At 72.1% G+C, this 22,659-nt stretch carries 18 protein-coding genes; 9 read left to right on the forward strand and 9 right to left on the reverse strand.

Translation table 11 applies throughout. The annotated features are described in order from the left end of the window. Positions 1-24: 24 nt before the first annotated feature. Genes Vau01_RS51195 through aceB form a run of 4 tightly spaced genes read left to right on the forward strand, consistent with a single transcriptional unit; the run spans position 25 to position 5,409 of the window. Positions 25-1,470 (forward strand): FAD-linked oxidase C-terminal domain-containing protein, encoded by a 1,446-nt coding sequence (locus Vau01_RS51195; RefSeq protein ID WP_204008591.1) that lies wholly within the window; start codon positions 25-27, stop codon positions 1,468-1,470. Continuing rightward, positions 1,470-2,555 (forward strand): FAD-binding oxidoreductase, encoded by a 1,086-nt coding sequence (locus Vau01_RS51200; protein ID WP_204008593.1) that lies wholly within the window; start codon positions 1,470-1,472, stop codon positions 2,553-2,555. Before Vau01_RS51195 ends, Vau01_RS51200 begins: the two co-directional genes overlap by 1 nt. Further along, positions 2,555-3,838: a (Fe-S)-binding protein gene (locus tag Vau01_RS51205; protein WP_204008595.1), complete on the forward strand. Its 1,284-nt coding sequence runs from the start codon at positions 2,555-2,557 to the stop codon at positions 3,836-3,838. Before Vau01_RS51200 ends, Vau01_RS51205 begins: the two co-directional genes overlap by 1 nt. Continuing rightward, positions 3,835-5,409 (forward strand): malate synthase A, encoded by a 1,575-nt coding sequence (aceB, locus tag Vau01_RS51210; protein WP_239152620.1) that lies wholly within the window; start codon positions 3,835-3,837, stop codon positions 5,407-5,409. The genes Vau01_RS51205 and aceB overlap by 4 nt, the downstream gene beginning before the upstream one ends. Here aceB and Vau01_RS51215 read toward each other — a convergent pair. Together Vau01_RS51215 and Vau01_RS51220 are read right to left on the reverse strand one after the other, a co-directional pair. Further along, on the reverse strand, positions 5,406-8,063 hold the full coding sequence (locus Vau01_RS51215; RefSeq protein ID WP_204008597.1) for an AAA family ATPase: 2,658 nt from the start codon (positions 8,061-8,063) through the stop codon (positions 5,406-5,408). The genes aceB and Vau01_RS51215 overlap by 4 nt on opposite strands. Before the next feature lie 18 nt (positions 8,064-8,081). Then, complete coding sequence (locus Vau01_RS51220) at positions 8,082-8,801, reverse strand: cytochrome P450 family protein (RefSeq protein ID WP_204008599.1); 720 nt, start codon at positions 8,799-8,801, stop codon at positions 8,082-8,084. A gap of 64 nt (positions 8,802-8,865) precedes the next feature. Between Vau01_RS51220 and Vau01_RS51225 the strand changes: the two genes are divergently transcribed. Beyond that, on the forward strand, positions 8,866-9,564 hold the full coding sequence (locus tag Vau01_RS51225) for a helix-turn-helix domain-containing protein (protein ID WP_204008601.1): 699 nt from the start codon (positions 8,866-8,868) through the stop codon (positions 9,562-9,564). On the opposite strand, the gene Vau01_RS51230 is transcribed toward Vau01_RS51225, so the two are convergent. Next, positions 9,557-10,531 (reverse strand): glycosyltransferase family 2 protein, encoded by a 975-nt coding sequence (locus tag Vau01_RS51230; RefSeq protein WP_204008603.1) that lies wholly within the window; start codon positions 10,529-10,531, stop codon positions 9,557-9,559. The genes Vau01_RS51225 and Vau01_RS51230 overlap by 8 nt on opposite strands. A 51-nt stretch (positions 10,532-10,582) precedes the next feature. On the opposite strand from Vau01_RS51230, the gene Vau01_RS51235 reads away from it, so the two are divergent. Next, a complete protein-coding gene (locus Vau01_RS51235) occupies positions 10,583-11,584 on the forward strand; it encodes a beta-ketoacyl-ACP synthase III (RefSeq protein ID WP_204008605.1) in 1,002 nt (333 codons plus the stop codon). On the opposite strand, the gene Vau01_RS51240 is transcribed toward Vau01_RS51235, so the two are convergent. From Vau01_RS51240 to Vau01_RS51260, 5 genes are read right to left on the reverse strand one after another with little or no spacing between them, the layout of a single operon-like run. Continuing rightward, on the reverse strand, positions 11,573-12,073 hold the full coding sequence (locus Vau01_RS51240; RefSeq protein ID WP_204008607.1) for a GNAT family N-acetyltransferase: 501 nt from the start codon (positions 12,071-12,073) through the stop codon (positions 11,573-11,575). The genes Vau01_RS51235 and Vau01_RS51240 overlap by 12 nt on opposite strands. A gap of 2 nt (positions 12,074-12,075) precedes the next feature. Then, complete coding sequence (locus Vau01_RS51245; protein WP_204008609.1) at positions 12,076-12,336, reverse strand: acyl carrier protein; 261 nt, start codon at positions 12,334-12,336, stop codon at positions 12,076-12,078. Next, entirely contained in the window at positions 12,333-12,779 is a 447-nt protein-coding gene (locus tag Vau01_RS51250) for a GtrA family protein (protein WP_204008611.1), read from the reverse strand. Before Vau01_RS51250 ends, Vau01_RS51245 begins: the two co-directional genes overlap by 4 nt. A 3-nt stretch (positions 12,780-12,782) precedes the next feature. Next, positions 12,783-13,952: a dTDP-4-amino-4,6-dideoxygalactose transaminase gene (rffA, locus tag Vau01_RS51255; protein ID WP_204008613.1), complete on the reverse strand. Its 1,170-nt coding sequence runs from the start codon at positions 13,950-13,952 to the stop codon at positions 12,783-12,785. 11 nt (positions 13,953-13,963) lie between these two features. Continuing rightward, on the reverse strand, positions 13,964-16,399 hold the full coding sequence (locus Vau01_RS51260; RefSeq protein WP_204008615.1) for a hypothetical protein: 2,436 nt from the start codon (positions 16,397-16,399) through the stop codon (positions 13,964-13,966). A gap of 258 nt (positions 16,400-16,657) precedes the next feature. Between Vau01_RS51260 and Vau01_RS51265 the strand changes: the two genes are divergently transcribed. Both Vau01_RS51265 and Vau01_RS51270 read left to right on the forward strand, forming a co-directional pair. After that, the gene (locus tag Vau01_RS51265; RefSeq protein WP_204008617.1) at positions 16,658-18,922 is read left to right on the forward strand and encodes a fibronectin type III domain-containing protein; all 2,265 of its coding nucleotides are present in this window, start codon (positions 16,658-16,660) and stop codon (positions 18,920-18,922) included. 111 nt (positions 18,923-19,033) lie between these two features. Further along, complete coding sequence (locus tag Vau01_RS51270; protein WP_204008620.1) at positions 19,034-21,400, forward strand: hypothetical protein; 2,367 nt, start codon at positions 19,034-19,036, stop codon at positions 21,398-21,400. Here Vau01_RS51270 and Vau01_RS51275 read toward each other — a convergent pair. Then, positions 21,357-22,178 (reverse strand): helix-turn-helix domain-containing protein, encoded by an 822-nt coding sequence (locus Vau01_RS51275; protein ID WP_204008621.1) that lies wholly within the window; start codon positions 22,176-22,178, stop codon positions 21,357-21,359. The two genes, Vau01_RS51270 and Vau01_RS51275, sit on opposite strands and share 44 nt — an antisense overlap. Before the next feature lie 172 nt (positions 22,179-22,350). On the opposite strand from Vau01_RS51275, the gene Vau01_RS51280 reads away from it, so the two are divergent. Next, positions 22,351-22,506 (forward strand): hypothetical protein, encoded by a 156-nt coding sequence (locus tag Vau01_RS51280; RefSeq protein WP_204008623.1) that lies wholly within the window; start codon positions 22,351-22,353, stop codon positions 22,504-22,506. Positions 22,507-22,659 lie beyond the last annotated feature (153 nt).

The following is a 22,659-nucleotide window of genomic DNA, read 5'->3' on the forward strand; positions in this document are numbered from 1 at the left end:
CGCCGTAACCCGACCGGGGGCCCTGTGGAACCTCTGATCCAGAAGCTGCGCGACATCGTGGGCGATGAGTGGCTGTTCACGCATGAGCACCAGCTCCGCACCTACGAGTCCGACGGACTGCTCCAGTACCACGCCCTGCCCGCCGTTGCGGTTCTTCCGGGCGACGGGGAGCAGGTCCGCGCCGTGGTGATGGCGTGCGCCGACGCCAACGTGCCGTGGGTTCCCCGGGGGGCCGGATCGGGGCTGTCCGGCGGCGCCCTGCCGGTGGCCGACGGCGTGCTCATCGTCCTCTCCCGGCTCACGAAGGTGCTGGAGATCGACCTCGACAACGGGCGGGTGTGCGTGGAGCCCGGCGTCACCAACGTGTCGGTGTCGGCCGCCGTGGCGCCGGACTTCTTCTACCCGCCCGACCCGTCGAGCCAGATCGTGTGCACCATCGGCGGCAACGTCGCCGAGAACTCGGGTGGCGCGCACTGCTTCAAGTACGGCTTCACGACGAACTACGTCACCGGCCTCACCGTCGTCCTGTCGGACGGCGAAGAGATCGAACTCGGCGGTCCGGAACTCGACGCGCCGGGCTACGACCTGCTGGGCGCGTTCGTCGGTGCGGAGGGCACGCTCGGCATCGCGACGAAGGTCTGGCTGCGCGTCGTGCCGGTGCCCGAGTCGACCCGCACGCTCGTCGCGTTCTTCGACAGCACCCGCCAGGCCGGCGAGGCCGTGTCGGAGATCGTGCAGGGCGGCGTCGTGCCGGGCGCGATCGAGATGATGGACGCGGTGACGATCGCCGCCGCCGAGGCGATGGCCCACGCCGGTTACCCGGTGGGCCGGGGTGCGGCGTTGCTGGTCGAACTCGACGGGTCCGAGCAGGAGTGCGTCGCCCAGTTCGACGAGGTCGTCGCGATCTGCCGGCGGTGCGGGTCCGACGACGTGCGGGTCAGCCGCGACGAGGCCGAGCGCGCGCTCTTCTGGAAGACGCGCAAGGCCGCGTTCCCGGCGATGGGACGCATGTCGCCCAACTACTTCGTGCAGGACGGCGTGATCCCCCGCACGAAGCTGCCCGACGTGCTGACCCGCATCGACGAGCTCGCGCAGACCTACGGCCTCACCGTCGCGAACGTCTTCCACGCCGGCGACGGCAACCTGCACCCGCTGGTCTGCTACGACGGCCGGGTGGCCGGGGAGGCCGAGAAGGCGGAGGAGCTGTCGGGCCGCATCCTCGACGTGTGCCTGGAGGCCGGCGGCTCGATCACCGGCGAGCACGGGGTGGGCGTCGACAAGAAGAAGCACATGCCGAAGATGTTCGCCGAGGCCGACCTCGACGCGTTCCAGCGCCTGCGGTGCGCGTTCGACCCGGCCCGGCTGGCCAACCCCGGCAAGGTGATGCCGACGCCGCGGCTGTGCGGCGAGGTGCCCGGGCCGTACCGGCAGCATCCCCTCGAAAAGGCCGGACTGGCGGAGCGCTTCTGATGCTCGAACCATCCACAGTGGACGAAGCCGCGTCCCTCCTGAAGGCCGTCGACGGTCCGGTGCACCCGACAGGCGCGGGCTCGCACGGGATCCCGGTTCTCGGCGAACCGTTGAGCACGCGCCGGCTGAACCGGATCCTCGAACACAACCCCGGCGACTTCACGGCCGTCCTCGAAGCCGGTGTGCCGCTCGCCGAGGCGCAGGCGGCGTTCGCCACGGCCGGCCAGTGGCTCGCGCTCGACCCGCCCGGCGGCGGAACGATCGGCGGCCTGGTCGCCACGGCCGACTCGGGGCCGGCGCGGCACCGGTACGGCGCCGTGCGCGACCTCGTCATCGGGATCACCGTGGTGCTCTCCGACGGCACCGTGGCCCGCGCCGGCGGGAAGGTCATCAAGAACGTCGCCGGCTACGACCTCGCGAAGCTGTTCGCCGGCTCGTACGGCACGCTCGGGCTGATCGCCGAGGTGGCGGTGCGCCTGCACCCGCAACCGCTGCGCACCGCGACGGTCACCGGCGCCTCCGCCGACCCGGACCGGCTGGCCGCCGCCGCGAAGGCGCTCGCGGCCCGCCCGCTGGAGGCGAGCTGCCTCGACGTCGCGTGGTCCGGCCACAGTGGACAGCTCCTGGTTCGCTTCGGCGGCCACACCGCCGTCGAGCGCGCCGAGGCGGCCCGCGACCTGCTCGACGGGCTCGACGACATCGCGGTCGTCAGCGACGACGCCGAGACCTGGGCCGCGCAGCGCGCCCGCCAACGCCGTCCCGACGGCCTGACCCTCAAGGTGTCCGGCCGCCCCACCGACCTGGCCCGGGTGCTGGCGGTGGCCCGCGACACCGGCGCCGAGGCGGTCGGCCGGGCCGCGCTCGGACTGTTCTGGTTGGGCGGCCCGCCGACAGCCGAGTGGGTGGCCACGGTCCGCGCGGCCCTCGCGCCGCGGGCGTGCTCCATCGTGGACGGTGTCGTACCCGACGGCGTGGACCCGTGGCCCGCGCCGGATCCGGGCGCGTTGACGGTCATGCGGCGGGTCAAGGCCCGCTTCGATCCCGCCGGTGTGTTCCGGCCCGGAACGTTCGTGGGAGGGATCTGATGACCGCCTGGGACACCCAGCGGCCCCCGTCGCCCGAGCTCATCAAGGACTGCGTCCACTGTGGATTCTGCCTGCCGACGTGCCCGAGCTACGTGGCGTTCGGCGAGGAGATGGACTCGCCCCGGGGCCGGATCCTGCTCATGCGGGTGGGCCACGAGGAGGGCGAGAAGCTCTCGCTGCCGATGCTCCAGCACTTCGACCGGTGCCTCGGCTGCATGGCGTGCGTCACCGCGTGCCCGTCGGGCGTGCAGTACGACCGGCTGATCGAGCAGGTGCGTCCGCAATTGGAGCGCAACGGTCCGCGGACGCCCGCGGAACGCCGCTACCGTAGGGCGATCTTCGCGTTGTTCACCCACCCCGGCCGGTTGCGCGCGGTGGTGCCGGCGCTCGCGGCGGACAGCCGGCTGGGCGTGGGACGGCGGTTGGCGGCGCTGATCGGGCGGCGCTTCCCCGCGTCCAAGATGAAGGCCCTCATGACGTTGGCGCCGCGCGTGCCGATCAGCGCGACCACCCGCCGCCTCGCCACGGTGACCCCGCCCGCGCCCGGCCGCGAGAAGCGCGGGCGGATCGCGCTGATGCAGGGCTGCATCAACCGCGTGCTGTTCGGCGACGTGAACGCCGCGACCGTGCGGGTGCTCGCCGCCGAGGGGTACGAGGTGCACGCGCCGCGCCGGCCGCGCTGCTGCGGCGCGCTGCAACTGCACAGCGGGTTCGAGCCGGAGGCGCTCGGCCTCGCCAAGGAGACGATCGAGGCGTACGAGGACTTCGACGCGATCGCCGTGAACGTGGCCGGCTGCGGCTCGGCGATGAAGGACTACGGGCACCTGCTGGCCGACGATCCACAGTGGAGCGAGCGGGCGCGGGCGTTTTCTGCCAAGGTGAAAGACGTGCACGAGGTGCTCGCTTCCGATCCGCCGCAGGCCGCCCGTCATCCGCTGGAGCTGACGGTGGCGTACCACGACGCGTGCCACCTCGCGCACGCGCAGGGGGTGCGGAAGCCGCCACGGGAGCTTCTGACGGGGATCCCCGGCCTCACGCTCGTGGAGCCGAAGGAGTGGGAGATCTGCTGCGGCTCGGCCGGCATCTACAACCTCACCCAGCCGGAGGCGGCGGCGAAACTGGGCGCCCGCAAGGCCGCCAACCTCGCGGCCACCGGTGCACAGGCGATCGCCGCGGCGAACCCCGGGTGCGCGCTGCAGATCACGGCGCATATGGCGGATGCCGTGCCGGTCTACCATCCGATGACCCTGCTCGACGCGTCGATCCGAGGAGTGCAACCGTGACCGTTGAATACACGTCGCTGCCCGAACTCGACGAGCGGACCCGCGCCGAGGTCCTGACCCCCGAGGCGCTGGCGTTCCTGGGCGAGTTGCACGGCCGCTTCAACACCCGCCGCACGGAACTGCTGGCGGCGCGGCGGGAGCGAATGGCGCCGGAGGACTTCCTGCTGGAGACGCACGACGTGCGGGAGGACGACTGGCAGGTGGCGCCGCCGCGGCCCGACTACGCCGACCGGCGCGTCGAGATCACCGGCCCGACCGACCGCAAGCTCGTCATCAACGCGTTGAACTCCGGTGCCAAGGGGTTCATGGCCGACTTCGAAGACGCCAACAGCCCCACGTGGAAGAACCAGGCCGAGGGGCACGTCAACCTGATCGACGCGATCGAGGGCACGATCACGTACGAGTCCTCGGAGGGCAAGCGGTACGCGCTCAAGGAGAATCCGGCCACGTTGCTGGTGCGCCCGCGCGGCTGGCACCTCCCCGAGAACCACCTCACCGTGAACGACGGGCCGATCGCGGGCGCGTTCATGGACTTCGGGCTCTACGTGTTCCACAACGCGAAGCGGTTGCTGGCAAAGGGATCCGCGCCGTACCTCTACCTGCCGAAGATGGAGCACTTCCTCGAAGCGCGGCTGTGGAACGACGTCTTCACGTTCACCGAAGACGCGCTGGGCGTCGGGCACGGGTCGATCCGGGCCACCGTGCTCATCGAGACGTTGCCGGCGGCGTTCCAGATGGAGGAGATCCTGTTCGAGTTGCGCGAGCACTCGTACGGGCTGAACGCCGGCCGCTGGGACTACATCTTCTCGATGATCAAGTCGTACCGGAACGAGCCGGGCTTCGTGCTGCCCGACCGCACCGACGTCAAGATGACCGTGCCGTTCATGCGTTCCTACGCCGAACTGCTGGTGGCCACCTGCCACCGGCGCGGCGCGTTCGCGATGGGCGGCATGGCCGCGCTCATCCCGTCGCGCAAGGACGCGGAGGCGAACAAGCGCGCGATCGAGGCGGTGGAGGAGGACAAGCGCCGCGAGGCCGGCGCCGGATTCGACGGGACGTGGGTGGCGCACCCCGACGTGGTGTCGGTGGCGCTGAAGGCATTCGACGACGTCCTCGGCGACAAGCCGAACCAGATCGACCGCCAGCGCCCCGACGTGTCGGTGACCGCCGCCCAGTTGCTCGACGCCGGCGCCACACCGGGTGCGATCACCGAGGCCGGCCTGCGCGGCAACATCGCGGTCGCGTTCCAGTATATCTCGTTCTGGCTCAGCGGGCGCGGCGCCGCCGGCATCAACAACCTCATGGAGGACGCCGCCACGGCGGAGATCTCGCGATCGCAGATCTGGCAGTGGATCCGGCACCGGTCCACATTGGACAACGGCGCCACCGTGACGCGCGAACTCGTGCTGCGCTACCTCGACGAGGAGCTGGCGAAGATCCGCGGCGCGGTCGGCGACGACGTGTGGGAGAAGGGCCGCCCGGCGGAGACCCGCGAGGTGTTCGAAAAGGTCACCCTGGGCGACGAGCTGCCGGAGTTCCTCACGCTGGTGGCGTACGAGAAGCTCGGTTAGGAAAACAGCTTCGCCAGCTCGATGCGCGACCGGATGCCCAGCCGGACGAAGATGTTGCGCATGTGGTGGTCCACCGTGCGGGTGCTCAGGTAGAGCCGCGCGGCCACCTCGCGGTTTGTCGCGCCGGCGGCCACCATGCGGGCGATCAGCATCTGTTGTGCCGTCAGGGTTTCGGCCGCCGGATCCGCGTCGGCGGCGCGCAGCGCGTCGGTCGTCCTGGCCACCCACGCGTGGAGGCCCAGCCGTTCGAACGTGGCCAGGGCCGCCTTGAGCGCGGCGTGGCCCCGCTGGTCGCGGCCGAACAGCAACTCCGTGCGGGCCCGCTCGAAGTCGTTGCCGGCGGCGCGGTGCAGCCGCAGCGCCTCCCGGAAGGACTCGGCCGCCTCCGGGCTGCCGCGCCGCTGCGCCAGGGCCCGGCAGCGGGCCGCGAGCGCGCGGCGCAGCGGGTCACCCGTGGCGTCGGCCCACCGGGTGAAGGCGGTGGTGTCCGTCGGGCCGGCCTCGGCGAGGTCGGGCGCGGCCATCATGTACACGGCGAGCTGCCCCCGACCGGTGCGTGGGTCGGCGATCGTGCCGATCCGGGCGGCCGCGTCGGTCGCGCGTCCGGCGGCGAGGTCGAGTAGCGCCAGCGCCCACTCGCTGAGGGCCTGCGGCCGGTTCATGAGATCGGCGCTGGGTCGCCGGGTGGCCGTCGCCGCGTACCGGCGGCAGGCCGCCTCGTCCCCGTGCCGCGCGGCGAGCACCGCGAGAAACCCGGCGAACGTGTCGGCGGTGTTGTCCTGGGCGGCGGCCTCGGCCTCGCGCAGGCCGTCGCGGGCGGTGGTCTGTGCGGCGTCGAGCCGGCCCAGCCAGTACTCGGCGTAGGCGCGGATCTCCAGCGCCCGCGGCCGGGCCGAGACGTCGCCCGCCTCCGCCGCGCGGCCGGCCAGGTGGTCGGCGCCGGCGTCGTCGGCGAGCAGGAGGCTGGCGGTGGCGGCCCAGGTGAGCGCCGCCGGGTCGGCCGTCGACGAGCCGAGTTCGGCGGCCCGCCGCAACTGCTCGACCGCGTCGGCATGGCGTCCGCGCAGCATGGCCGCCATCCCGCCGAGATACCGGGCGGCGAGTTCATCGGCCCGGGAGACGCCGGGCCGGGGCGGGGTGGCGGGCCGGATCCCGGCGCCGGGCGGAGGCGGGTCGAACAGCGCGGCGGCGCGGCGGGCCAGGCCGGGGAACCGGGCGTGGTTGCCGGCGTAGCAGAGGGCGTCGCCGGCGAAGGCCAGGGCCCGGAGAGCCGGCGCCGGAGCGAGCCGGTCGGCGGCCGCGAGCAGGGTCCGCAACGCGCCGGCCGGTGCGCCCGCGCGCAGTTCGATCTCGCCGGCGAGGAGGTCGGCTGCCGGGCCGTGGGGCGTGCGGCGGAGCAGCATCCGGGCCCGGTGCGGTTGGCCGGCCGTCCACGCGAGCCGGGCCGCCGCGACCAGCCTGGCCGCGGCCACCGCCGGGTCGCTGGTGAGGTCGGCGGCGCGTTCGAGGGCGTCGGCGGCACCGCGGCCGGAAGCGGCCGCGGCGGCCAGTTCGTCGCCGTCGGCGGTCGAGGGTTCGGCCGTGCCGGCGGTCCGGTGCAGCGCGCACCGCAGGCGGTGCCGCCCCGGGTCGAGCGTTTCGGCGAGCAGCCGGTGGGCGGCCTGCCGCTGACCCATCGGCGCCTCGTCGTACGTCACCGTGCGGGCCATCGGCTGGGGGAAGGTCAGCCGATCGCCGTGCACCCGGAGCACGCCGCACAACTCGGCCGGTGCGAGCGCCGCGAGGTCGGTGCCGCTGGCGTGGGCGGCCCGGACGAGTTCGGTGGCGTCGAGGTGGTCGTCGGCCGCGGCGAGCAGCAGCAGCCAGCGGGTGTCGGGCGGGAGCAGCGCGAGGCGGGCGCGGTAGGCGCGGCGCAGCGTGCTGTCGAGGGGGAGACCGCGGGGCAGCGGCGCCTCGCCGCGACGCTGCGCCGGCGTGAGCGACCGGGCCAGGTCGACCAGTGCCTGCGGGTTGCCCCGGGCGAGGTCGACCAGCGCGCCGGCCACGTCGGAGGGCAGGCCGCCCGGCACCAGGTCGGCGAGCAGGGCGCGGCTCGCGGGCTGGGCCAGCCCGGAGATCCACCGGCACGGCACGCCCGGCACCGGGTCGTCGGCCGCGCCGTCGCCACCGGCCGTGAACACGACGGCGACCCGGTGCGGCCCGACCCGCCGGGCGACGAACCCGAGCGTGTCGGCCGACGCCGGATCGAGCAGGTGGGCGTCGTCGACGCAGCACACGACCGGGCCGGCGGCGGCGAGCAGGCGCAGCACGGCCGTCGACAGCCGCAACCGGTCGGCGGGCGGGCACCCGCCGCCCGAGATGGCCCGCTCCACGAGCGGCGGCAGCCCGGCACCGGCGAGCGGCTGCAGCAACCGGTGCAGGGCGGCGTACGGCAGCGCCGCCTCCTCGGCCAGGCCGGCGGTGCGCAGGACGGTGCCGTCGGCCGTCGACTCCACGTGCCGCAGCAGCGTCGACTTTCCGGTGCCCGGTTCGCCCCGGATCAGCAGTGCTCCGCCGCGTCCACCGGCCGCCCGTCGACGGAGCGCGTCGAGCCCGCGCTGATCGGCCGCGCGTCCGCGGATCGGAGTTTTTTGCATGGTCGTTGCAACAACCATGCTCCGTAAGTTAACTGATCAGTAACGGAAGAAAAAGGCCTTTGGCCATAGCAGATTCACCATAGCCGATGCGATCGCGAGCGCGTGTTCCTGTCCCGGGCACGCATGCGGACCGGCACCGAACGGATGTTCGCTCAGATCCACCGGCACCACCACGCCGGCGCGCACGCGCCGCGTCCGCGGAACCGGCGGGCCGCCGCGCAACGCCGCCTCGACCGACCCGGCCCGCATCCCGTCGCGCACCAGCGCCGCCGTCGCCTCGCACGCCTGAACCAGCAGCCCGATCCGCGCGGCCGACTCCTCGCTCGCGTCGCCGGCCGCGAGGGCGTCCACCGCGTCGTCGGCGCACCGGTCGGCCGCCGGGCCGCCGTCGTGGTCGGGCTGGTAGGCCCGCGCGGCGGCCGCGATCCGCGCGGCAAGATCATCATCGTGGACGCCGAGAGCACGGCCGAGCACCGTCACCGGCACCGGCCGCGCCACCGCCGTCATCAGGTCGGTGCCCGGGGTGTCGATCCGTTCGAGGAGTGCCGCGGTCTCGGTGGCGGCGTCCCGGGCCAGCGCGCGCGGGTCGAGGTCCGCGAGCATCGCGACGGCGTACGCCCGGCGCCTGCGGTGCGCCGGTCCGTCGCTGAACCGGGCGACCGTGGCGCGCAGCCACCCGATGCCCGATTCCGCCGGACCCACCGCGGGCATCCGGTACCGCTCGTCGTCGGTCAACACGGCATATGCGTCGTCCATGGGGGAACGCTAGGCCCGCGACGGTTCGGCGCGCGCCGAACCGTCCGGCTGGCACGATTGGCCCATGTTGCCCGACGCCCAGGCACTGGCCGGCCTCGCCGGCCTGCTCGCCGACCGCACTCGGGCGGCGTTCTGCCTGGCGCTGCTCGACGGGCGGGCCTGGACCGCGGGCGAACTGGCCCGGGTGGCCGGCGTCGCCGCGCCCACGGCGTCGGAGCACATCAACCGGCTGCACGCCGGTGGGCTGGTCACCGAGCGGCGGCAGGGCCGGCACCGGTACGTCGAGTTGGCCGGCCCGGCGGTGGCCCGGCTGGTCGAGGACCTGCTGGCCGCGACCGCGCCGGCGGAACCGCCGCGCACGTTGCGGGGCGTCAACGCGGCGGCGGCCCTGGCCCGCGGCCGCACCTGCTACGACCACCTCGCCGGGCGGCTCGGCGTCGCGGTGACCGACGCACTCGCGTCCCGCAAGCTTCTCGACCCGACCGGCGGGCTCTCCCTCACCCCGGCCGGCCGCGAATGGCTGACGATCGAGCTCGGCGTGGCACCCGAGCGGCTACGGGGCAGCCGGCCGCTGACGCGGGAATGCCTCGACTGGACCGAGCGACGTCCGCACCTCGCCGGCCTCGCGGGTGCGCTGATCGCGGAGACGTTCCTGCGCCGGGGATGGATCGCCCGGGTCGGAAGCGGTCGGGCGGTGCGCGTCACCCGGCCCGGTGCGGTCGCCCTGTGCGACCTTCTCGGCGTCGATCTCCCGCTCAGCTAGTCGGCGGCGTTCGCTGGACGCCGACGGTCGGACCGACCGGCTGGTCCGACCCCTCGACGCTCTCCCGCACCACGTAGGCCGGCCGACCCATGCCGCCGGCGTGGATGCGGCCCACGTACTCGCCGAGCACGCCGATGGCGATCATCTGCGCGGACGAGAACAGCGCGACCATCGCCGAGATCGTGGTGAAGCCGGCCACCGTGGTCGCGCCGTTGACGTAGAGCCAGATGAGCCGCACGAACAACGCCAGGCCGGCCAGACCGACCAGCAGACCCAGGTAGGTGACCAGCCGGAGCGGTGCGGTCGAGTACCCGAGCACCATGGTGGCGGCGTGTCTGAGCAGAACGCGGAAGGTGTAGCCGGAGGTGCCCTCGGCCCGTTCCGCCATCCGCACCTCCACCGCCCGGATGCGTGTCGTGCCCCACGACAACGCCACGTCGATCGAGACGTGCGGGCCGTTCACGAGGTCGAGCCCGTCCCGGAGAAAGCTCCGGAACGCCCGGAAGGCGCTGGTCTGGACGGCGCCGCGCACACCGAGCGCGACGGACATGCCGGCCTTGGCCGAGCGTGACGCCATGCTGCGCAGGACGCCGTGCTCCTCGTCGCGCGCGATGCCGTACACCAGGTCGACCTCGTCGGTCAGCTCCGCCAGCAGGCGGGGGATCTCCTCCGGCGGGTGCTGCAGGTCGTCGTCCATCGTGACGACGGTGTCGAACCGGGCCGCCCGTAGACCGGCGAGCAACGCGTTGTGCTGCCCGTAGTTGCGCGCCAGCCGGATCGCCCGCACCGGCACCTCACGCTGCGCCAGGTCGTGCGCGACGGCCCACGTGCCGTCCGGGCTCCCGTCGACGACGAGGATGATCTCGTACGCCGCCGTCGCCTCCGGAAGGATCTGCCGTAGCCGCGCGACCAGAGCCGGCAGGGTGCGCGCCGAGCGGTAGCAGGGGACGACGACGGATACGGACATACTGCGCTCAACGAGCCGCCCCCACCCGGGACGCTGGTCGTTGCACAACACATGACCGAAGCAGCCGTCCTGGCCGGGATCGGCGGATTCCTCCCGCCGGCCAGGGTCACCAACGCGGAGCTGGGTGCTCGGTTGGGCGTCACCGACGAGTGGATCCACAGCCGCACGGGCATCCGCGAGCGGCGCGTCGTGGCGCCGGGCACGTCCACCGCCGATCTCGCGGTGGAGGCCGGCCGGCGCGCGTTGGCGTCCGCGGGCATCCCGACGGTGGATGCCGTGCTCGTCGCGACGACCACGCCGGACCACCCCATGCCGGCGACGGCGCCGGCGGTCGCTGCCCGGCTCGGACAGGGCACCGTGCCGGCGTTCGACCTCAACGCGGTCTGCGCGGGTTTCGTGTACGGGCTCGCGACGGGGGCGGCGTTGATCCGCGGCGGTCTCGTCCAAAGCGTGCTGATGATCGGCGCGGACGTGTTCTCCAGCGTCGTCCGCTCCGACGACCGCATCACTGGCCCGCTGTTCGGCGACGGAGCCGGCGCGGTGGTGCTCCGCGCGGGCCACGCCGACGAGCCCGGCGCACTCGTCGCCTTCGACCTCGGCAGCGACGGCGAGCTCGCGGAACTCATCATGGTTCCGGGCGGCGGTTCCCGGCAGCGGTCCGGCGGTCAGGCTCCCGCTCCGGAGGAGATGTACTTCACCATGGACGGCAAGCGGGTCTTCGCCGCCGCCGTCCGTCACATGAGCCGGTCGTCCCGCGTTGTGCTGGAGCGGCTGGGCCGGACCCCGCACGAGGTCGACCGGATCGTCGGGCACCAGGCCAACGTCCGGATCCTGCACGCGGTCGCCGATCAACTCGATGTGTCCCGGGACCGGCTGGTCGTGAACATCGAGCGGGTCGGTAACACCTCCGCCGCGTCGATTCCGTTGGCGTTGTGCGACGCGGCCGCCGCCGGCGACCTGCGGCCGGGGGAGTTCGTGCTCCTCACCGCGTTCGGCGGCGGCCTGGCCTGGGGCTCGACCGCGTTGACCTGGCCGGCCGTGTCACCGGCCTGAGCGGAGCTCGGTCCAGATCACCTCGCGGGCGTGCCCGTCGATCTCGGTCGTGTACCGGCGCTGGGGGACCTCGCGGAATCCGCAGCGCCGGTGCAGCTCCAGGACGGCGGTGTTGGAGGCGAGCGTCCGGCCACCGAGCACCGCCAGTCCGAGCACGTCGAACCCGTACCGGATGGCGGCCCGTTCCAGCCCGATCCACGCGGTGAGCAGGGCGCCACGGTCGCGGAGGCCGTCCACGTCGAGGAAGAAGCCCCACTCGGCGGTGCGCGCGACGGGGTCATGGTCCCGGAAGATGACCGCACCGGCCGGCACGCCGTCGGCTTCGTACACCAGCACCGTCGAGGCGGGGTCGACGCTCACCGCGGTCCACCAGTTCCAGTGCTCTTCCGGGGTGATTTCCGCGGTGTGGATGAAGTGCCGGCGTACGTCGGGGTGGTTGCGCCAGCGCCGGACGGCCTCGACGTCGCCGTCGGTCGCGGCCCGCAGCACGGTCAGCCGGCGGTGGAGCGCGCGGCCCGGTGCCCGACGGCGGCGAGGTCCGAGACGGTCTGCGCGCCGGCCACCTCGGCGTCGTCGATCTCCACGCCGAGCTCCTTCTGCATCGCGAGGCCGACCTCGAGCATCGCGAGCGAGTCGAGTCCCAGGGCGTCGAGCCGGGTGTCCGGCGCCAACCGGTCGACCGGAACGCCCGCGATCCGCACAAGTACACCGGCAACGGTGTGGTACATCTCGTCGTCCACTGTGGTCCTCACTCCCGGTTCGGTCTGGTCGGTCCACAGGAGACAACGACCGGTGGAGCCGGTCGGTGGCGGAAGGTCCAGTACCGGTTCAGGTTGTAGTTGACCAGGGGCACCACGAGGATGACGATCGCCTGCGCCACCAACACCGGCAGGTGGGCGATCTCGACGAGGGCCGGCAGGCCGATGGCGGTGAAGGCCAGCGCGCCGAGGCAGATCACGTAGAAGCGGGCGAAGCCGGAAAGCCACGGCGCGGCGGAACCGAACACCACCGTGCGGTACAGCGGATAGGTCACGACCGTGGTCACGGCGTTCGCGACGACGGCCATCAGCAGGTACGGCACCCGCCCGCCGGAGAGCAGCCAGCCACCGGCGAAGGACGAGTAGTAGACGGCGGCGGCGATCCCGCCGGCGAACAGGTACCGGACCCGCCGGTCTCGCACGATCCGCCCCAGCACGGGTCAGCCGTGCAGCTTGAACGATTGCACCGACGCGACGACGTGGTCGAGCTCGTTCGGTGTCATCGCGGCGAACATCGGCAACCGGACCAGCCGGTCGGCGACGTTCTCGGTCACCGGGCAGCCACCCGGTGCGGTCCGGCCGAACCTCCGCCCGGCCGGAGAGGAGTGCAACGGCTGGTAGTGGAACGTCGCCTGCACTCCCCGTTCCGCCAGGTGCGCGATGATCGCCTGCCGGCTCCGCAGGTCGGGCATCAAGAGGTGGTACAGGTGCGCCGGGTGGGTGCGGTCGTCGGCCACGGTGGGTTGGGTCACGCCCTGCTGAACCGCCCAGTCGGCGAGTTCGTCGTGGTACGTGCGCCACACGTACATCCGGTCGCGTTGGCTCTCGTCGAACCGTTCCAGCTGGGCGGTGAGGAACGCGGCGAGCAGATCGGACAGCAGGTAGCTCGACCCGATGTCCATCCACCGGTACTTGTCGACCATGCCGCGGAAGAACTGGCTGCGGTTGGTCCCCTTCTCCCGGATGATCTCGGCCCGCTCCAGGTAGCGCTCGTCGTTGAAGACGAGCGCACCACCCTCGCCGCACTGGACGTTCTTGGTCTCGTGGAAGCTCTGGGTGGCCAGTGCGCCGAAGGAGCCGAGCGGCCGGCCGCCGAACGTTCCACCGAGACCGTGCGCGTTGTCCTCGACGACCACCAGGCCGTGCCGCGCCGCGATCGCGGCGATCTCGCGCATTTCGCAGCTGACGCCGGCATAGTGCATGACGACGATCGCCCTCGTGCGGTCGGTGACGGCCCGCTCGATCAACCGCTCGTCGACGTTGAGCGTGTCCGGCCGGCAGTCCACGAAGACCGGGGTGGCTCCCCGCAACGCGTACGCCGTCGCGACGGAGCAGAACGTGAACGAGGGGACGATGACCTCGTCGCCCGGGCCCACGTCGAGCAGGATCGCGGTCATGTCCAGCGCGTGCGTACACGAGGTGGTCAGCAGCGCGGCGGGCGCGCCGACGAGGTCGACCAGCATGCGCGTCGCGCGCCGGGTGAACGGTCCGTCGCCGGAGAGCGGGCCGTCGTTCGTCGCCGCGACCAGATACTGCGTCTCCCGCCCGACCGGCCGGGTCCGGTTGAACGGCACCGTCAATCCGGCGGCAAGCGTCGTTCGTCTCTGCACGTGGACGTCCTCTACCTATCGCTCGCCGGCTCGACCAGTTCGTACACCGCGGTGCGGCCCGATCGGAACCGGAACTCCGCGACATCGCCGGGCATGTTCGGCACCGGCCCGGTCTCGTCAACGAACAACCAACGCACGCGGTAGCGGCTCCGGAGCAACGCGGCACCGGCCACGTCCGGCGCCCGGAACACCGCGTCGTTGGCGGTGAGCTTCTCCGGATCCCAGTAGGGCACGAACCCCATCCAGGTTCCGCGCTCCTTCGCCACCTGGTGCGCCCGGTGGGTGAATCCCCAACCCTCCACGAGCACCCGACGCTCGGTGTAGGCGGCGATGGCGAAGTGCAGGTTGACGCACGTCGGGTACCGCGCCGGCAGGCAGTGTGCGTTCGTCGCGATCAGGTCGTCCGGATCGGAGTGGCCCCGTAGCCACCGTCCGGCCTCCCGGGTGCCCTCGGTGATGATCGGACCCGGCACCATCGGGTCGGCCGGTCGCTGCCGGAGCGCGTCGCCGCGCCAGCCCTGGCGGGCGCCGTCGGCGCCGAGACGCGTGTAGTTCTGGACCGTGGCCGCCACGCCGAAGCCGGCCAGCAGCGCGATGACCAGAGCATGGCTGGTGCCCCGGAGCAGCGGCACCGACCGCCGGAAGAATGCCAGCGCGACGATCGCGACGGCCGCGCATCCGGCCAGTGCCAGGTACGGCCAGAGCAGCTCGGCGACGAGGTGCGTCGGGCCGGACGTGTTCCACGTCGCGGGCATCGTGGTCCGGTCAAGGCTCCGGGTCAGCCGCACCACGACCGCACCGGCGCACACCGCACCGAGCAGCATCGGCACGCGGAGGCGGGCGGGTGCCCCCGGTCGCAGCACCGCGGCGAGCCCGCCGACCGCGGCAACCGACAGGTACGGCCGGGCGGCCTCGAAGAAGAACCGTTGACTGTCGCCCTGCTGCGCGAGCAGCAGCATCGCCCCCGCGCCGGCGACGCCGAGACCGATCAGCAGCAGGACCGCCGGCTCCAGCACCTGACGTCGGCGCACGAGACCGGAGATGCCGGCCCACACGCAGATCCAGCACCACGCGGTCACGGCCAGCACGAGCAGCGGTCGCCACAGTCCCGGCCCGGCCAGCACTCCGGTACCGGTGATGCCGGCGAGGTTCAGGTTCTTCAGCGCGCCGACGTACAGACCGCCCTGCGCCGTCCCGCCGAACAGGACCACCTGCGCGCACAGGCCGATCCCGAGGGCGATGCCGACGGCGCCGGTCGCGGGCCGGTGCAGCTGGCGGGCGGCCACCGCCCGACCGGCAATGACCAGAAGCAGCGCGGCCACCAGCAACGGCAGATAGGTCGCCTTCGCACCCGCGACGGCGGCGACCATCAGCCCGAACAACACCCACGCGGCGACACCGGTGGCCTGCCGCCGGAGCAGATCCACGAGGACGAGCACGACCGGCACGAACAGCAGCGCGCCGAACGTCTGGGTGGGGCCCGTCCACACCGTCAACCGCAGCACGGAACCGTCGTCGACCGGGCCGAAGGCGTTGGTTATGTGGAACGTCGGAAGCGGCCAGGCGTACGGGTCGGGCGCCAGCACGAACAGCGTGACGAATGGCGCGGCGATACCGGTCCACCACGCACCGAACAGCCGCATCGCCAACGGGGCCACGAGTACCACGAACGCGCCGAGCATCGGCAGCACCGCCAACCGCAGAAGCAACACCTGCGGCTCGATGCCGGTCACCCAACTGGTCGCGGCCATCTCGGCGTAGACGAACCAGTGATAGTAGAGCGGCTCACCGGCCAGCCACGGTACCTGCATCGGCATGTGGTGCTTCGCCTCGCCGATGAGCGCGAGGTGGAACGGCGAGTCGGTGTCGACGTTCGCGTAGCCGGGCCACGTGAGCCCGTACCAGCGGAAGAACTTCACGCTCCAGAGCACGGTCGCCGCGACGGTCGCGGCCAGGCACCACGAATACCACACCGGTGTCCGCCGTGCGTCCGGTGCGCCGCGGAAGTACCGGCGCAACCGCGGAACGGCGAGGAAAGTGCCGATGACGCCGACCGGCCAGGCGAGGACCAGGAACGGCACGTCGAGCCAGCGGCCGACGATGTACACCGCCACCTCACCGGCGTATCCGACGGCGGCCCCGGCGGCCACGTCCGCGCCGAACCACCGGCCCGCGGGCGTCGCGGCGCGCCAGACCAGGGCGCCGGGAAGCACGACACACACGACGATGTACGCGGCGAACGCGGCGGTCGTGCCGACACCCACTCCGTAGAACGACAGCAGGGCCGTTGTCGCGAGCACGAGCAGTGCCGCCGGCGGCCAGCCGGAGCCGGCGAGCCACCGCAGCCGGCCCGCGCGGGTCGCCGGGGCGGAGGGTGCCGCCGGTTCGCCGGTGGGACCGACGCGCTGGGCGATGATCGGGGAGCGTTCATCGGTGGGCAGGGTCACGACCGGTCAACGATCGCGCCATTCACCCGTCACGAGACCTGGTTGTGTCTCCTTCGGTTGAGCATCTGCCTCCGCGCCTGACAACGCCGGGAAACTCCAGCTCATCACGCGTGCCCCCGGAGGTGACCGGGCGAAATGAAGAGACCGACTCGCACCTCGTTACCCAATTTGCCACGAAAAGTCCACCCTCGCCATACATTGCTAGGGGATGGCGCGTCGGCACCGAAGCTGGCGCCTCGCAACGGGGGGTTAGACGCAATGATCGAAGTATCCGAGTCGCGCGGCCGCCGGGCAGGGCCCAGACGCGGGCTGCTCGGCACTGTCGCGGCGCTGGGAATGGTGGCCGGTTCCCTGGTGATGGCCCAGCCGGCCTGGGCTGTGCCGGCGCCAATCAGCGCCCTCGCGGCTCCCACGTCGACACCCGGCCCGAATTCGCTGGCGATCGCGTGGGTGACCACACCGGCGCAGGCACCCGGTGACCCCAGCGACGTCGGTAGCTACATCGCGTCGGCGGACGGCCCGGACGCCGACACGACAGCGGACTCGACGTGCACGGTCCTCGGTGCGGTTTCGACGACGTGCACCATTTCGAGCCTGACCGCGGGGACGCCCTACACGGTGACCGTGCAGGCCATGGACCTCGCCGGCAACACCGCGTTGAAGACGTCCACCCTCCTGGCCAGTGCGGGCGCCACGACCACTCCCGCGCTGCCGGCCGCACCGACCGGTGTGACCGCGACGCCGACCGGGAACAGCGGCGAGGTCAACGTCATCTGGACACCGGCGGCGAACACCGGTGCCGTCCTGGCCAACTTCACCGCGACGGCCTACCTGGGCTCGAACGCCACGGCGCAGACGTGCACGACCCCGAGCGCCCTCGTGTCCGGCTGCAAGATCACCGGGCTGACCAACGGCTCGCCGTACACCGTCAAGGTCGTGGCGAACGGCACGGGCACCACCGGAAACTCGCTGCCCAGCACCGCGTCCTCCGCAGTGTCGCCGGCCGTCAAGCCGGGTCCGCCGACCAACGTCGTCGCGAACGCCACGTCCGCCACCACTGCGACCGTGACCTGGACCGCGCCGACCACCGCGGGCGCGACCATCGCGAGCTACACGGTGGTGGCGTACACCGCGGCCGGATCGGTCGTTGTCGGTGCCACCTGCGTGCCCAGCCCTGCGACGGCGACGACGTGTGACACGGGTGGTACCGCGCTGACCAACGGTAGCGCCTACTACTACACGGTCACCGCGACCAGCACGGACTCCCAGACCTCGACGGCCGGGACGTCCAACCTGATCGTGCCGACCACGCCGCCGAACGTGCCCACCGGCGCGACGGCCGTGGCGGGAGACACCCAGGCCGTGGTGGCGTGGACCGCTCCGGTGGCGGGTGCCACGGTCGCCAGCTACCGGGTGGTCGCCTGGACCGTGTCCCCGGCCGCTGCCACCAGCAAGACCTGCACGAGCACCACCACGACCTGCACGGTCACCGGGTTGACCAACGGGGTGGCGTACATCTTCAAGGTGTACTCCGTCGGTAACACCGGCAGCGGGACCTCCTCGGCGACGTCGGCGGACACCACCGCGACAACGCCGGCCGAGGCGGCCAAGCCCGTCACGCCGACCGGTGTCACCGCGACGCCGACCAGCTCGACGATCGCCGTCGCCTGGGACACCCCGGCCGCGAACCCGACCGTTCCGGTGCTCTTCTACACCGCGACGGCAACCCCGGGTGGCAAGGCCTGTGCGACCGTCAGCGGCGCCGTCTACGGCTGCACGATCACCGGGCTGACGCCCGAAACCGCCTACACGGTGACAGTGGTCGCCAAGGCGGCGAACTCGAACAGTGCCGACGCCACGGCCACCACGACCACGACCGCCGGACCGGCGACGCCGGGTGAGCCGGGCAGCGGTCCCGGAGAACCGACCGGGCCGATCGTGGTCAACAAGGACGGCAAGGCGCAGATCTTCGCACGGGGCGGCGGTCCCACCGCCAAGCTGTGGACCGCCGTTCAGAACTCCACCACCGGTGCGTGGGACAGCTGGACCGACCTGGGTGGCCCGATCTACAGCGACCCGGTGGCGGTCGCGAACACCGACGGCACGCTGCAGGTGTTCGTGCTCGACGCGAACGGATACGTCACCTACAAGGTGCAGTCGAGCACCGGCGCCTTCGGCGCGTGGACCCGCATCTCGATGACCATGTCGCTCGCCAACATCGAGGTGGCGACGAACGCGAACGGCAAGGTTCAGGTCTTCGGCCGGAGCGGCGATCACCTCGTCTACTCCGTCCAGACCACCGGCGCCGACGCGTGGTCCAGCTGGGTCGACCTCGGTTGGCCGATCAGCGGCGCCCCGGTCGTGACGGCGATGGGCGACGGGCGTCTCGAGGTGTTCGTGTCCGGTTACCAGGGCGCGATCTACCGCCGGGCGCAGAAGGTGGTCAACGTGAACACCAGTGAGGCCGACTGGAGCTCGTGGGAGCGCGTCGCGCCCTCCGTGTCCGCAGCCGACTTCATGTGATCTCCGCTCCACGTGATTGACCGAACGCCCCGGGCTCCGGCCCGGGGCGTTCGCTTTCGCGAACAGGTTCGTTGAGTGTGGTGTCAGCGCCGCCGACGAACCGGAGGCCACGTGAGCGCACAGACCCTGGCGGCGTCCGGGTGGGTTCCGGCGGTGCTGGTGACCGTCGGGGCCGCGCTGTTGCTGAACTTCTACGGCGTGCCGATCGCCACCACGGCCGTGTTCGCCGCGTACCTCGTGCTCTGTGTCGTGCTGCCCGGAACGCTCGTGTGGCGCGCCGCGCACCGCGGTGGTGGTTCATTCGTGGCCGATGTCGCCGCCGGCACAGCGGTGGGTTACGCCGGCGAGGTGCTGACGTACATTCCGGCCCGCGCCGTCGGCCAGCCGCTCCTGGTTCTCGCCTGGCCGGTCGGCGTCGTCGGTGTGTTCCTCGCGGTTCCACGGTTGCGCCGGTATTTCCGGGGTCCGCCGGACGCGCCGCGACCGCCGGCGCTGTGGTCCTGGGCCGTAGCCGGCCTCGTCGCGCTCCTCGTGTTCTGGAGCAGCAAGTTCTTCCGGGTGCACGGCCTGGCCTGGCCCGCCTACGGCACGCCCGACATGGACTCTCCGTTCCACCTCGCGCTGATCGGCGAGGCCAGGCACCACATGCCCATGACCTCTCCCTGGGTCCACGGCGAGCCGCTCTACTACCACTGGTTCGTGTACGCCGAGATGGCCGCGACGAGCTGGGTCACCGGGATAGAACCGCAGCTGTTGCTGCTGCGGTTGTCGCCGTTGCCGATGCTCGCGGCATTCGTGGTGCTGGTCGCGGTTCTGGCGCGGAAACTGTTCGGGCACTGGTGGACGGGCGTCGCCGCCGTCGTGGGCACGTTGCTCGTACTCGCCCCCGACCCGTACGGCTGGCAGCCGAACTACTTCACCACGTACTTCGCCTTCAGCCCGTTCGAGGACGGCTCGTCGCTGCGCCTGCAGCTCTGGACCAGCCCCACGCAGACGTTCGGCGCGCTGCTGTTCGTCCCCGTCGTGATCCTCCTGGTGGACCTGCTCCGCGGTCACGGCCGGGGCCCGCGCACCTGGGCCCTCTTCGTGGGGCTGTCGGGTGCCGTCATGGGTGCCAAGGCGACGTTCCTGCCGCTGCTGCTGGCCGGGGTCCTGGTCGTGGTCGCGGTTCACCTCCTCGTCCATCGCCGCCCGCACATCCCGGCCGTCCTGGCCGCCGCGTCGACCCTGGCGTGTCTGCTGATCGCGCAGGCGGTTCTGTTCCGGGGTGCCCGCCAGGGGCTCGGCTGGCAGCCGTTGGCGTCGATGCGCGGTGCCGCGGCCGCCGTCAGCACAAGCTTCGGGACGGACGGCAGTCCGGGGCGGCTGGGGATGCTCGCGCTGCTGACCGTCGGGTGCTGGGTGTGCATGTGGGCCGGCTGCGCGGGTCTGCTGCCCCGACGGCGCCTCCTCGCGCCGGAGATCCTGCTGCTGCTCGGCATCGGCGTCGCCGGCCTCGGCGCGGTCACCCTGCTGTCACAGGGCGGTGGCAGCCAGAGCTATTTCCTGCAGTCGGCCCGGCCCTATCTCGCGCTCGCCGCGGTCGGTGGGCTCGCCGCGCTCCTCGGTGACCGGTCGATGAACTGGCGGCGCGGCGCTTCGCTGGCCGGCGCCGCGCTGGCCGGAATACTGATCATGAAGATCGTCCGGGACGCCGGTGCGGCGGCCACGCCTACGGAGGCGAACTCGGGTGGGCCGACCGGCCTCGCGGCAGCCCTGGCCCGACCGTACCTCGCCGCTGCCGGTGCCGTCGTCATCGTCGCCGTGGTGACGGTCGTCGTGGTCACCGCGCTCGCGCGCTCCGGCCGGTTGCGGGCCGGCACACCGCGCGGACTGAGCGGCGCGCTCGTCGTCTGCCTCCTGGCCGGGTTGTGCATGGCCACCGCCTACAGCAACGTGGCCCGCATGCTGCGCGAGTCGTCGGCGCACGGTTGGCGCGACGCGTCGGCGTCCCAGCCGATCGTCACCGGCGGGACGCTGGAGGCCGGCCGGTGGCTACGCGACCACTCGCGCCCCGACGACCTCGTCGCGACGAACGTGCACTGTCTGGCCGAGGCCGCCACGGAGTGCCTCAATCTGCATTTCTCGGTGGCGGCCTTCACCGAACGCCGGGTTCTGGTCGAGGGCTGGGGGTTCACCGCGAAGGCACACGACCGGGCCGGGAAACTCGGCGTTCCGGCCGGCGACGTTCCGTTCTGGAAACCGGATCTGTTGGCGGCCAACGACGCCGCGTTCACCGCCACCTCGGCGGCGACGCTCGGCGACCTCCGGAACCGGTACGGCGTCACGTGGCTCTTCGTCGACGAGACGCGATCCCCGGTTTCGCCGCGGCTGGCCGACTTCGCCGTCTTCCGCTACCGGTCCGGTGGCTGCGCGGTGTACGAACTCGTCGACGTCATGGCTGGAAGTTCTCGATCGGTGCCGTCCGCCGGTAGATGAGGTCGAAGACCCGGCGGTACTCGGCGACCTCGTCGGGCTTCTCCAGGTAGCGGGCGCCGGCGTGGGTCTCGGCATGGACGACGGCCGGGTCGGCCGCGTGGTGGAAGTCGAAGATCATGAAGGGGCCGGCGAGCATCGCGGGATGGGCGCCGGCTTCCCACGGCAGCACCCGGATGTCGACGTTGTCGCGCCGGTTCAGGTCGCGGAGGTGCGCGAGCTGGTCCGCCATCACCGCCGGACCGCCCACCGGACGCGTCAGGACGCCGGCACCGAGCACCGCGACGAGCCGTTGCGGCGGCGTGCGGGTGAGCAGCCGCTGTTGGCGTTCGGCCCGGAGCTTCACCTGGTTCCGGATGCACTCGTCGGTGGTGTCGGGTCGGGCCGCCCGGCAGAGCGACCGCACATAGTCGGGCGTCTGCAGGAGGTCGTGTACAAGCTCAGCGTTGTAAGTGCGCATCTCGTCGGCGGTCTCCTCCAACCCGAGCCGCAGGCCGGACCATCGGTGTCCGTAGTCGTCCCACCAGCCCTGGCCGCGGGTGCCGGTGGCGAGCGTCGCCAGTGCGTCGATGGTTCTCGGGTCGGTGCCGTAGAGCCAGCACAGCCCGCGCACGTCGCCGGGCTTGACCGTCACCTTGCCGGTTTCGATGCGCCACAGCTTGGCCTTCGATGCCAGGCCCGCCTCTTCGACGTCTGCGTCGGTCTTGCCCGCCCCGTCACGCAGCCGCCGCAGGTAGCGCCCGAGTTGCCGGCGCACCACGGTGGAACCCGCCAGTGGCATTTCCTTCTCCCGTTCGTTTCCCGGAGTGGATGGTGTTGCTTTCATCCTGGTGGGAAACGCCGGGCGCCCGCGACGGCGCGAATAGACAGCAGAACCGGGCCGCCGGACGCCCGCGAAGCAACAGAAAACGACCGGGGTTGCTTCGTCGCGAATAGAACCGTTGCAGCGTGTGATGGATGCGATAACGCTGTTCGGCGTGGTGATCGCTCCGGCGGGCTTCACCATGCCGGCAGCCGGCGGATCTGAACGGGGAAGGTTCGCTGACAGCCGCGCCGACAATTTCCGGCCCGACAACGGCGGTCTGACAACGCTCGCTGACACCCCTTGACCGGCACCGGATTCGGGTGCTTGCCGGTCAATTCGGGCTGCCCGCGTGCGGTCACCGGCCCCGGATTGTCACCGGATCCGTGACAACGCACCAACTGGAGTATTCGATGACAACAACTACCGACATCTACGCCCTTGACAATGGTCGGGCGGG

It is taken from the genome of Virgisporangium aurantiacum, from assembly GCF_016863635.1.
In the GTDB taxonomy this organism is placed as follows: domain Bacteria; phylum Actinomycetota; class Actinomycetes; order Mycobacteriales; family Micromonosporaceae; genus Virgisporangium; species Virgisporangium aurantiacum.

Excerpts from the sequence above, each read along its gene's own strand:
- Vau01_RS51200 (WP_204008593.1), top strand. The coding sequence starts at position 1,470 with ATGCTCGAACCATCCACAGTGGACGAAGCCGCGTCCCTCCTGAAGGCC.
- Vau01_RS51205 (WP_204008595.1), top strand. The coding sequence starts at position 2,555 with ATGACCGCCTGGGACACCCAGCGGCCCCCGTCGCCCGAGCTCATCAAG.
- Vau01_RS51215 (WP_204008597.1), bottom strand. The coding sequence starts at position 8,063 with ATGGTTGTTGCAACGACCATGCAAAAAACTCCGATCCGCGGACGCGCG.
- Vau01_RS51220 (WP_204008599.1), bottom strand. The coding sequence starts at position 8,801 with ATGGACGACGCATATGCCGTGTTGACCGACGACGAGCGGTACCGGATG.
- Vau01_RS51225 (WP_204008601.1), top strand. The coding sequence starts at position 8,866 with ATGTTGCCCGACGCCCAGGCACTGGCCGGCCTCGCCGGCCTGCTCGCC.
- Vau01_RS51230 (WP_204008603.1), bottom strand. The coding sequence starts at position 10,531 with ATGTCCGTATCCGTCGTCGTCCCCTGCTACCGCTCGGCGCGCACCCTG.
- Vau01_RS51235 (WP_204008605.1), top strand. The coding sequence starts at position 10,583 with ATGACCGAAGCAGCCGTCCTGGCCGGGATCGGCGGATTCCTCCCGCCG.
- Vau01_RS51265 (WP_204008617.1), top strand. The coding sequence starts at position 16,658 with ATGATCGAAGTATCCGAGTCGCGCGGCCGCCGGGCAGGGCCCAGACGC.
- Vau01_RS51275 (WP_204008621.1), bottom strand. The coding sequence starts at position 22,178 with ATGCCACTGGCGGGTTCCACCGTGGTGCGCCGGCAACTCGGGCGCTAC.
- Vau01_RS51280 (WP_204008623.1), top strand. The coding sequence starts at position 22,351 with ATGGATGCGATAACGCTGTTCGGCGTGGTGATCGCTCCGGCGGGCTTC.